The organism is Streptomyces sp. NPDC058678 (assembly GCF_042714835.1).
GTDB lineage: Bacteria > Actinomycetota > Actinomycetes > Streptomycetales > Streptomycetaceae > Streptomyces.
In genome coordinates this window covers 174,961-180,960 of record NZ_JBHXSG010000009.1, presented here as the reverse complement: position 1 = coordinate 180,960, position 6,000 = coordinate 174,961, and the positions used below count along the sequence as shown (strand labels likewise).

General features: G+C 70.3%; 6 protein-coding genes and 1 pseudogene. 3 read left to right on the top strand and 4 right to left on the bottom strand.

All coding sequences use genetic code 11. From position 1 onward, the window contains the following. Positions 1 to 685: 685 nt before the first annotated feature. Complete coding sequence (trpS, locus tag ACFWWR_RS12185; RefSeq protein ID WP_384303096.1) at positions 686 to 1,726, top strand: tryptophan--tRNA ligase; 1,041 nt, start codon at positions 686 to 688, stop codon at positions 1,724 to 1,726. A gap of 39 nt (positions 1,727 to 1,765) precedes the next feature. On the opposite strand, the gene proC is transcribed toward trpS, so the two are convergent. The 3 genes from proC to ACFWWR_RS12170 all read right to left on the bottom strand — a co-directional run bounded on the left by proC (position 1,766) and on the right by ACFWWR_RS12170 (position 4,328). Further along, on the bottom strand, positions 1,766 to 2,575 hold the full coding sequence (gene proC, locus ACFWWR_RS12180; protein WP_383864360.1) for a pyrroline-5-carboxylate reductase: 810 nt from the start codon (positions 2,573 to 2,575) through the stop codon (positions 1,766 to 1,768). Positions 2,576 to 2,703: 128 nt separating this feature from the next. Beyond that, positions 2,704 to 3,495 (bottom strand): ABC transporter permease, encoded by a 792-nt coding sequence (locus ACFWWR_RS12175; RefSeq protein WP_383864363.1) that lies wholly within the window; start codon positions 3,493 to 3,495, stop codon positions 2,704 to 2,706. Further along, positions 3,492 to 4,328: an ABC transporter ATP-binding protein gene (locus tag ACFWWR_RS12170; RefSeq protein ID WP_383864366.1), complete on the bottom strand. Its 837-nt coding sequence runs from the start codon at positions 4,326 to 4,328 to the stop codon at positions 3,492 to 3,494. Before ACFWWR_RS12170 ends, ACFWWR_RS12175 begins: the two co-directional genes overlap by 4 nt. Positions 4,329 to 4,477: 149 nt before the next feature. On the opposite strand from ACFWWR_RS12170, the gene ACFWWR_RS12165 reads away from it, so the two are divergent. Continuing rightward, positions 4,478 to 4,657: a hypothetical protein gene (locus ACFWWR_RS12165; protein WP_383864368.1), complete on the top strand. Its 180-nt coding sequence runs from the start codon at positions 4,478 to 4,480 to the stop codon at positions 4,655 to 4,657. A gap of 373 nt (positions 4,658 to 5,030) precedes the next feature. Here the strand turns inward: ACFWWR_RS12165 and ACFWWR_RS12160 are convergent, their stop codons facing one another. Next, positions 5,031 to 5,795, bottom strand: coding sequence for a class I SAM-dependent methyltransferase (locus ACFWWR_RS12160; RefSeq protein WP_384303094.1), 765 nt, complete (start codon positions 5,793 to 5,795; stop codon positions 5,031 to 5,033). Positions 5,796 to 5,872: 77 nt separating this feature from the next. On the opposite strand from ACFWWR_RS12160, the pseudogene ACFWWR_RS12155 reads away from it, so the two are divergent. After that, positions 5,873 to 5,950 (top strand): annotated as a pseudogene (locus tag ACFWWR_RS12155) (DNA-binding response regulator); the annotation flags it as partial. Positions 5,951 to 6,000 lie beyond the last annotated feature (50 nt).

The window sequence follows — 6,000 nt, the reverse complement described above, 5'->3', positions numbered from 1 at the left end:
TTTTGGCACGCTGTTGAGTTCTCAAGGAACGGACGCTTCCTTTGTACTCACCCTCTCGGGCTTTCCTCCGGGCTTCCCTTCGGTCTTGCGTTTCCGACTCTATCAGATCCTTTTCCGATCCGATTTCCTCGGTGCTTTCCAGGTTCCCGCTTCCGCGTTTCCCTTTCCGGCGCTTCCGACTCTATCAGAACCTTTCGGGCCTGACTCCCAGTCAGAGGGGGCTTGTCCTCCCGGCCGCTGGGCCGTTCCGACGAGTGAGACTTTAGCGGATTCCCTGCTCCCGACGCTAATCGGGGGCTGCGTCCTTTCGAACGCGGATTCCTCATTTCGCGAATACGCATGCCAATGACGCGACGACAGAACACTGAACGTCGAGTGTTGGCTGGTCCTTGCGGAATGGCTGTCCGGGGACCGACCGGGGTCGGCGCTCACGTCGGACAACTCGGAGAACAGTACGGAGCGGCTCGGGGTGTGTCAACTCGGGTCCGTGCGGGGCCGTGGAGGCGTACCGTGGGTCGCATGACTACGCGTACGTGCACCCAGCTGTGGTGGGCCGCCTGACGGCGGCCGTGCTCACGTATGCACTCAACGGCCGCCGCCTCGGCGGCCGTTTTCGTTTCTCCCTCCAGAGCTCCAGAGGGTCGGCCGGCCGGGACGGCGGTCTCGACCAGGAGGTTGGAGAGAGATGACGCGGGTCTTCAGCGGGGTCAAGCCGACCGGGCATCTGACGCTGGGTAACTACCTCGGGGCCATGCGGCGGTGGGCCGCCGTCGATCAGCACCAGGCCGATGCGCTGTTCTGCATCGTCGATCTGCACGCGCTGACCGTGGACCACGATCCGGCGCGAGTGCGGCGGCTGAGCAGGCAGGCGGCGACGTTGCTGTTGGCGACGGGGCTTGATCCGGAGCTGTGCACCGTCTTCGTACAGAGTCATGTGGATGAGCACGCGCGGCTGTCGTATCTGCTGGAGTGCGTGGCCACGGACGGCGAGATGCGGCGGATGATCCAGTACAAGGAGAAGGCCGGGCGCGAGCGGGAGCGGGGCGGGAGTGTGCGGCTGTCGCTGCTGACGTATCCCGTGCTGATGGCGGCGGACATCCTGGCGTACGGGACCGTCGAGGTGCCGGTCGGGGACGATCAGGCCCAGCACGTGGAGCTGGCGCGGGATCTGGCGGTGCGGTTCAACCAGCGGTACGGGCACACCTTTGTGGTGCCCCGGGCCACGCATCCGGCGGTGGCTAATCGGGTGATGAACCTGCAGGACCCCACATCCAAGATGGGGAAGAGCGACGACGTCGGGTCAGGGATCGTCTATCTGCTGGACGAGCCGGAGGCCGTGCGGAAGAAGGTGCTGCGGGCCGTGACCGACAGTGGGCAGGAGGTCGTGTACGACCGGGAGGCGCGGCCGGGGGTGGCCAATCTGCTGGAGATCCTCGCGGCGTGTACGGATGGGAACCCATCGGACCTGAGCGGTGTATATGAGTCGTACGGCGCTTTGAAGAAGGACACCGCGGAGGCGGTGGTCGAGGTTCTCAGGCCCGTGCAGGAGAGGCACAAGGAGTTGTGCGCGGATCCTGGCTATGTGGAGGGGGTGCTGCGGGATGGGGCTGAGAGGGCTCGGGCCATGGCGCGGCCGACCGTCGATGAGGCGTATCGGGCGATCGGGCTGTTGCCCGCGGTCGCGGCTGCTTCGGAGACGGTGACGGGCGCTGCCGTCGGCGGGTGAGGGGTGGCGTGCGGCCCCCTGGCCGGGGGCCGCGCTGTGTCAGCTGTTGCCGGAGGCCAGTTCGCGGCTGCGGTCGCGGGCGGCTTCGAGGGCGGCGATGAGTGCGGCTCGTACGCCGTGGTTCTCGAGTTCGCGGATGGCGTTGATGGTCGTGCCCGCGGGGGAGGTGACGTTCTCGCGGAGCTTGACCGGGTGTTCGCCGCTGTCTCGCAGCATGGTGGCGGCGCCGATCGCGGACTGGACGATCAGGTCGTGGGCCTTGTCGCGGGGCAGGCCGAGGAGGATGCCGGCGTCCGTCATGGCTTCGACCAGGTAGTAGAAGTACGCCGGGCCGGAGCCGGAGAGGGCCGTGCAGGCGTCCTGCTGGGACTCGGGGACGCGGAGCGTCTTGCCGACGGCGCCGAAGATCTCCTCGGTGTGGGCGAGGTGGTCGGCGGTGGCGTGGGTGCCGGCGGAGATGACGGACATGGCCTCGTCGACGAGGGCGGGGGTGTTCGTCATGACGCGGACGACCGGGGTGCCCGCGGCCAGGCGCTCCTCGAAGAAGGAGGTGGGGATGCCCGCGGCGCCGCTGATGACCAGGCGGTCGGCGGGGACGTGCGGGACGAGTTCGTCGAGGAGGGTGCCCATGTCCTGCGGCTTGACCGTGAGGATCAGGGTGTCGGCGGTCTTGGCGGCCTCCGGGTTGGTGACCGGGGCGACTCCGTAGCGGGTGCGGAGTTCTTCGGCTCGCTCGGGGCGGCGGGCGGTGACCAGGAGGTCGGCCGGGGCCCAACCGGCGCGGATCATTCCGCTGAGCAGGGCTTCGCCGATCTTGCCGGTGCCGAGGACTGCGACTTTCTGGGTCATGGCTGGGGTGCCCTCCGGGGGTGCGTCGTCCGGGGTTCATCCTCGCACCGGGGGTGGGGGCGCGGCTCGGCTGTCCGGAAGGCGGACGTGTCGGCGGCCTCCTCCGCTCCCCGGTCGGGCCGGACGGGTCATGCGGTGCGGCGGCGCAGAGTGGCCGCGCCGAGGCCCAGGACCAGCAGTGCGCAGCCCGCGACGATCAGTGCGTCGCGTACGAAGGCGGTTGTCATGTCGGTGTGGCGGAGGACCTCGTTCATGCCGTCGACCGCGTAGGACATGGGGAGGACGTCGGAAATGGCCTCCAGGACGGGGTGCATGTTGTCGCGGGGGGTGAAGAGGCCGCAGAGGAGGAGTTGGGGGAAGATCACCGCCGGCATGAACTGGACGGCCTGGAATTCGGAGGCGGCGAAGGCCGAGACGAAGAGGCCGAGTGCGGTGCCGAGCAGGGCGTCGAGGAGGGCGACGAGGAGGAGGAGCCAGGGGCTGCCGGTGACGTCCAGGTCGAGGAACCAGACGGCGAGGCCGGTGGCGAGGGTGGACTGGATGATCGCGAGGGTGCCGAAGGCCAGGGCGTAGCCGGCGATGAGGTCGCCTTTGGCGAGGGGCATGGCGAGGAGGCGTTCGAGAGTGCCGGAGGTGCGTTCGCGCAGGGTGGCGATGGAGGTGACGAGGAACATCGTGATCAGCGGGAAGATCCCGAGGAGGGAGGCGCCGATGCTGTCGAAGGTGCGCGGGCTGCCGTCGAAGACGTAGCGCAGCAGGAGCAGCATCACGCAGGGGATGAGGATCAGCATCGCGATCGTGCGCGGGTCGTGGAGGAGCTGGCGCAGTACCCGGGCCGCGGTGGCGATGGTGCGGGAGGTGTTGAGGGCGCTGGTGGCGGCGGGGGCGCTCGGGTGCGTCGGGCTGGTCGTCGTACTCATCGGGTCGTCTCCTTCCGGCGGCCGGCTTCGACGGCCTTGTCGACGAGGTGGAGGAAGGCCGCCTCGACCGTGTCGGAGTGCGTACGGGTGCGGAGGGCGTCGGGGGTGTTGTCGGCGAGGATCTCGCCCTCGCGCATCAGGAGGAGGCGGTGGCAGCGCTCGGCCTCGTCCATGACGTGGGAGGAGATCAGCAAGGTCGCTCCTCGTTGTGCGGCGATGTCGTGGAAGAGGTTCCACAGGTCGCGGCGGAGGACGGGGTCGAGGCCGACGGTGGGTTCGTCGAGGACCAGGAGTTCGGGGGTGCCGAGGAGGGCGACCGCGAGGGAGACGCGGCTGCGTTGGCCGCCGGAGAGGTTCCCAGCGAGGGCGTCGGCGTGGCTGGTGAGGTCGACGTCGGCGATCGCGCTGGTGACGTTCTCGTGGCGGCGGTCGGCTGATGCGCGGCCGGGGGCGAGGATCGCGGCGAAGTAGTCGAGGTTCTGGCGGACGGTCAGGTCGTCGTAGACGGAGGGGGCCTGGGTGACGTAGCCGATGCGGGTGCGGAGGGAGGGGTGGCCGGCGGGGTTGCCCAGGACGTCGAGGGTGCCCGTGACTTTGGCCTGCGTGCCGACGATCGCGCGCATGAGGGTGGACTTGCCGCATCCGGAGGGGCCCAGCAGGCCGGTGATCTGGCCGCGCGGGACGGTGAAGTCCAGGCCGCGGAGGACGGTGCGGGTACCTCGGACGACGGTGAGGTTTTCGGCGCGGACGGCCGGGGTGCCGGCGCCGGCGGACGGGGTGTCGCCTCCGGAGGTCCTGCCCGCGTCTGGGGGGCCGGGATTTATATTCATCATGTGCTGAATATTGCTCCTGTGGGGAGTGGGCCGTCAAGCGGGGTGCGGGCGCGGGTGCATGCCGTGGCCCGGGCGCACGGCGGCGTGAGCGGATGCGGGAGTGTCCGGTCGCGCGCCCCCGGACGCACCGGCCGGCGAAGGCCTCGCGGGTGCTGCACGGGGTGTGGCTGTTGGTGTTCGTGGCGCTGCTGCCCGTGGTGCTGGGGGTGATTACGGTGGCCGCGCTCGCCGGGCTGTTGGTGCATGCCGGCTGCACGCTCGCGCCGGTGCGGGAGGCGCGGGTGTTGTGGCGGGGGCTCGGGGAGAGTGACTGTCGTGCCCCGGGGTGACGGGCGTGGCGATCGTGGTCGGGAATCTGGTCGAGGGGGGCTGGTGGGGCTGGGGCCGGCCGTGGCGAAGACCGCGTGGGGCATCAGACATGTGCACGTGGAGACCGAGGACCGGACGAGGGCGCGGATCGTCGTACGGGTGCTGGGGCATGCGACGTTCCTGCGGCTGCCGAGGCTGCTGCACGCTTGGAGGCGGAGTCGCCGGATCGAGAGGTGCGGCTGGAGGTGGGCGGGCTGCGGCACCTGGACCACGCGTGCGGGGCGGCCCTGGAGGGGTGGGCCGCCGGGCGCGAGGAGGAGTCGGTGGAGAGCGGGAAGCGGGAGTCGTAGGTCTGGCCGTGGTTCTTCGGGGTTGGCGGGGGTGTGGTGGGGGTCAGGGGTTGGTGGCCAGCAGCAGGATCACGTCGTAGACCTCCTCGACCATCCCGTCGGGGAAGGTCCTCGTCAGGTGGTTCCGCTCCTCGGCGAGGAAGGCTGCGCTCGTCTCCTCGCTCTGGACCAGAAGGACCGAGTGGCTGCCGAGGTTGGCGAGGTGGGTCTCGATGGGGACGCGGCGGCTCCAGCGGACCTCGCGGCGGGCGAAGTCGAGGCGGCCGGTGGGGTCGACGACCTGGGCGTTGACCGCCCTCTTCTCGGCGGGGACGTTCACGCCGAAGTAGCGGCCCGTGCGGTCTGCGGCCTCGGCGATCCACGGCACGTCGAGGGCGTCGGTGTTCCACCACAGGGCGAGCGCGCCGCCCGGGCGCAGGGCGCGCATGGCTTCCGGGACGGCCTGGGCGGGGTCGGTCCAGTGCCAGGCCTGGGCGTAGGTGAGGAAGTCGGCGGAGGAGGTGACCAGGGGGAGGGTGTTGCCGTCGCCCCGGATGATCGGGATGCCCGGGTGGGCGCGGCGGAACTGGGCCGCCATGCCGTCGCCGGGCTCCACGGCGACCACGTCGGCGCCTCGGGCGTACAGGAGGGCGGTCGCGATGCCGGTGCCTGCCCCGATGTCGGCGACTCGGGCGCCGGTGAGGGGTTGGCCGGCCAGGTCCTCGATCGCGTCGAAGAGGGCGGGCGGGTAGGAGGGGCGGTTGGCGGCGTACTGGGCTGCGGCGGTGTTGAAGGACTGGGCTCGGCTGGTGCGGGAGGAAGCCGTCATGGCGCCATGGTGGCCGACCGTGGGGGCGGGGGGCGGTGAGTTTTTGGTGAGAGAGGGCCGGGTTCTGGGGCTTGTCCGTGCCGATCCTGGTGCTGTCCGCCCGGTACTCCGCCGACGAGAAGGTCGAGGCGCTGGGCGCGGGCGCCGAGGGGCATGCCGGAGTCGCCGGCAGAAGGGCCTCACACGCCGTTCTCCGGGGGCGCAC

Bases quoted from the DNA above. Each gene is read 5' to 3' on its own strand.
- trpS (WP_384303096.1), top strand. From the start codon at position 686: ATGACGCGGGTCTTCAGCGGGGTCAAGCCGACCGGGCATCTGACGCTG.
- proC (WP_383864360.1), bottom strand. From the start codon at position 2,575: ATGACCCAGAAAGTCGCAGTCCTCGGCACCGGCAAGATCGGCGAAGCC.
- ACFWWR_RS12175 (WP_383864363.1), bottom strand. From the start codon at position 3,495: ATGAGTACGACGACCAGCCCGACGCACCCGAGCGCCCCCGCCGCCACC.
- ACFWWR_RS12170 (WP_383864366.1), bottom strand. From the start codon at position 4,328: ATGATGAATATAAATCCCGGCCCCCCAGACGCGGGCAGGACCTCCGGA.
- ACFWWR_RS12160 (WP_384303094.1), bottom strand. From the start codon at position 5,795: ATGACGGCTTCCTCCCGCACCAGCCGAGCCCAGTCCTTCAACACCGCC.